The following is a 3823-nucleotide window of genomic DNA, read 5'->3' on the forward strand; positions in this document are numbered from 1 at the left end:
GCTCCCGGTGAGTCACGCGTTTCACACGCCGTTGATGGACCCGATGCTGGAGGAGTTCTCCCAGTCGATAGCCGGCCTGCCCTTCGAGGCGCCCCGGATCCCGGTTGTGTCGACGGTGACGGGTGAGGTCGCGGGTGCCGACTTCGGCAGTCCCGCGTATTGGGTGGAGCATGCCCGTCGGCCGGTGCGTTTCGCTGATGCGGTAAGTACGGTGCGGGGGTTGGGTGTTCGGGTGTGGGCCGAGGTCGGTCCGCAGCCGGCTCTGTCCGCGGCGCTGGACGTGCCCGATGGTGAGGTTGTCGCGAGTTTCCTGCGGCGTGACCGTGACCAGGCGACGAGTCTGCTGACGGGTCTGTCCCGGCTCCATGTCCATGGGGTTGATGTGGCTTGGGACCAGTGGGTTTCCCGTATGCGACCTCCGGTGGAGGTGCCGACGTACGCCTTCCAGCGTCGTCGTTACTGGTTGGAGGGGTCGGCCCGGTCCTCTGTTGTGGAGCCGGACGTCGATCCCAGTACGGCGGAGTTCTGGGAGGCGGTCGAGCGTAATGATCTGGAGGCGCTGGGGCTCGACGGGGACACCCCCTCCGATGCTGTTCTCCCGGTCCTGACGGCGTGGCGGCGTGGCCGCCAGGAGCGTCATGCCCTCGCCGGCCTGCGCTACCACGTCACCTGGACACCAGTACCCGAGCCTGCGGTCCCCACCACCCTGTCCGGCACCTGGCTCCTGCTCACCCGGTCCGACGACCACGCCCCGGGAATCGCCGCCGCGGTCGGCCGGGCCGGCGGGCAGGCCGTCCGGATCGTCGTCCCCGTGGACGTCACGGCCGAGGAAATGTCGCGCCGGCTGACCGAGGCATGCGGCGACACCCTCGCGCCGAGCGGTGTTCTCTCCCTCCTCGCCGTGGCGGACGGCGCGGGAACGGAAGCGTTCCCGGACCGGCTGCCCGGAACGGTGACCGACACCGTCACGCTGCTCCGAGCCCTGGACGACGCCGGTGTCGACGCACCCCTGTGGTCCGTGACCCGCGGTGCCGTCAGCACGAACGGCGACGAACCGACGAGTGATCCCGCCGCCGCGCTGGTGTGGGGCATGGGCCGGGTGGCCGCACTGGAACAGCCCGGCCGGTGGGGAGGCCTGATCGATCTTCCGGCGGTGTCGGACGAGAACACCTGCGACCTGGTCTGCCGCGTCCTCGCCGGTACGGACCGCGAGGACCAGGTCGCGATCCGTACCGCCGGGGTGCTCGCACGCCGGGTACGCAGGGCGGACGGTGCAGCCGCGACCGCGACGACCTGGCGACCCCGGGGCACGGCGCTGATCACGGGCGGCACCGGTGCTCTCGGAGGGCATGTCGCGAGGTGGCTGGTGCGCGAGGGCATCGAGCACGTCGTCCTGGTGGGACGCCGGGGTCCCGGCGCCCCGCAGGCCGCAGCGCTGCGTGACGAGCTCACCGCTGCCGGAGCTCGCGTCACCGTCGCCGCCTGCGACGTGGCGGACCGCGAGCAACTGCACGAGGTGGTCCGCCGGGTCCGGGCCGACGGCGCGGAGATCCGCGTCGTGGTGCACGCCGCCGGCCTGGGCCTCACGGGCGCGCTGTCGGAGGTGCGGCCCGAGGAGTTCCGGCAGACCATGGCGGCGAAGGCACTCGGCGCGCTCCATCTCGACGCCCTCTTCGGCCGGACCGACCTCGACGCGTTCGTGCTCTTCTCCTCGATCGCGGGAATCTGGGGCAGCGGCGGCCAGAGCGCGTACGCGGCGGCGAACGCGTTCCTCGACGCGCTGGCCCGGCAACGCCGTGACCGGGGGCTGACCGCGACCTCGGTGGCCTGGGGGGCCTGGGCGGGGGATGGCATGGCGGAGGGCGACGCCGCAGTACAGCTCGCCCGCCGAGGCATCACCACGATGCCCGTCGACCGGGCGCTGAGCTCACTCCGGCAGATCCTCGACCGGGACGAGACCACGGCCACGGTCGCCGACGTCGACTGGAGCCGCTTCGCCCGGACGTACCTGACGGTCCGCGACAGCCGCCTGTTCGACGAGATCGCGGAGGCACACGAGGCAGAGGCCGGGGAACAGGCCGACGACGAGGCGAGCACCGGCGACTTCCCGCTGGTCGGCAGGCTGCGCTCCCTCGACGAGCCCGCACAGCACGACGCACTGCTCGACGTGATCCGCACGGCGGCGGCCGAGGTACTCGGCCACACCGGGCCGACGGACATCCACGAGGACCGGGCTTTCCGCGACCTCGGCTGCGACTCGCTGACGGCTGTCGAAGTCCGCGACCGCCTGCGCGGCGCCACCGGCCTGCGCCTCCCGGCCACCCTGCTGTTCGACCACCCCACCCCACGGGTGCTCGCCGCGCATCTGCGGACGGAGCTGTTCGGCGGTCACACCGCTGCCGCCTCGGCGCTGCCCGCACCGGCCGGTGCACCGGTGGACGACGACCCCATCGCCATCGTCGGGATGAGCTGCCGTTTCCCCGGCGATGTGCGTTCGCCGGAGGACCTGTGGCGGCTGGTCGCGACGGGCGATGACACCCTCACCGAGTTCCCGACGAACCGGGGCTGGGACCTGTCGGCGCTCTTCGACGAGGACCCCGACCGCCCGGGAACCAGCTACGCCACAACCGGCAGCTTCCTGCACGACGTCGATGAGTTCGACGCCGAGTTCTTCGGGATCAACCCGCGCGAGGCACTGGCCATGGACCCGCAGCAGCGGCTGCTCCTTGAGGTGACCTGGGAGGCGCTGGAGCGCGCGCACATCGCTCCGGAGTCACTGCGCACCAGCCCGACCGGTGTCTTCGTCGGCACGAACGGCCAGGACTACGTCTCCCTGCTGGGCGGCGCCGGGATCGCCGCCGAGGGATACCTGGCGACCGGGAACGCGGCGAGTGTGGTGTCGGGCCGTCTCGCGTATGTGTTCGGGCTGGAGGGTCCGGCGGTGACGGTGGACACGGCGTGTTCGTCGTCGCTGGTGGCGTTGCATCTGGCGGCGCAGGCGCTGCGGGCCGGTGAGTGTTCGTTGGCGCTCGCCGGTGGTGTGACCGTGATGTCGACGCCGGGTGCGTTCGTGGAGTTCAGCCGGCAGCGGGGTCTGGCGCCCGATGGGCGGTGCAAGCCGTTCGCTGCGGGAGCCGATGGTACGGGCTGGGGCGAGGGCGCCGGTGTACTGCTGCTCGAACGACTTTCCGAAGCAGTGGCGAACGGTCACCAGGTGCTCGGGGTGCTGCGGGGTTCGGCGGTCAATCAGGACGGTGCGTCGAACGGTCTGACGGCGCCGAACGGTCCCTCCCAGCAGCGGGTGATCCGGCAGGCGCTGGCGAACGCCGGTCTCGGTGCCGGCGAGGTGGATGTCGTCGAGGCGCACGGTACGGGTACGAGCCTGGGCGATCCGATCGAGGCGCAGGCGTTGTTGGCGACGTACGGCCAGGACCGGCCGGAGGGGCGTCCGTTGTGGCTGGGTTCGGTGAAGTCGAACATCGGGCACACGCAGGCGGCCGCCGGTGTGGCCGGGGTCATCAAGATGGTGATGGCGATGCGGCACGGTCAGCTGCCGGAGACGCTGCACGTGGACGAGCCGTCGCAGCATGTGGACTGGTCGGCGGGGGACGTGCGTCTGCTGACCGCGTCGGTGCCGTGGCACGCCGACGGCCGGCCTCGGCGGGCGGGCGTGTCCTCGTTCGGCGTGAGCGGCACGAACGCGCACGTGATTTTGGAGGAGCCTCCTGTCGCTGAGCCTGCTGCCGCCGGAGATGGGGATGGGGCTGAGCCCTCTGCTGCCGTGCCGGCGGGTGAGGGGCCGGTGCCGTGGTTGGTGTCGGGT

1 protein-coding gene is annotated in these 3823 nt (G+C 71.8%); it reads left to right on the forward strand.

The window, feature by feature from the left end; translation table 11 throughout:
- Positions 1-3823 (forward strand): SDR family NAD(P)-dependent oxidoreductase (locus HET64_RS37445; RefSeq protein ID WP_374105607.1); only part of this gene is annotated, 3823 nt, incomplete at both ends.

The sequence above is a fragment of the Streptomyces sp. McG3 genome (genome assembly GCF_018619185.1).
Classification (GTDB): domain Bacteria; phylum Actinomycetota; class Actinomycetes; order Streptomycetales; family Streptomycetaceae; genus Streptomyces.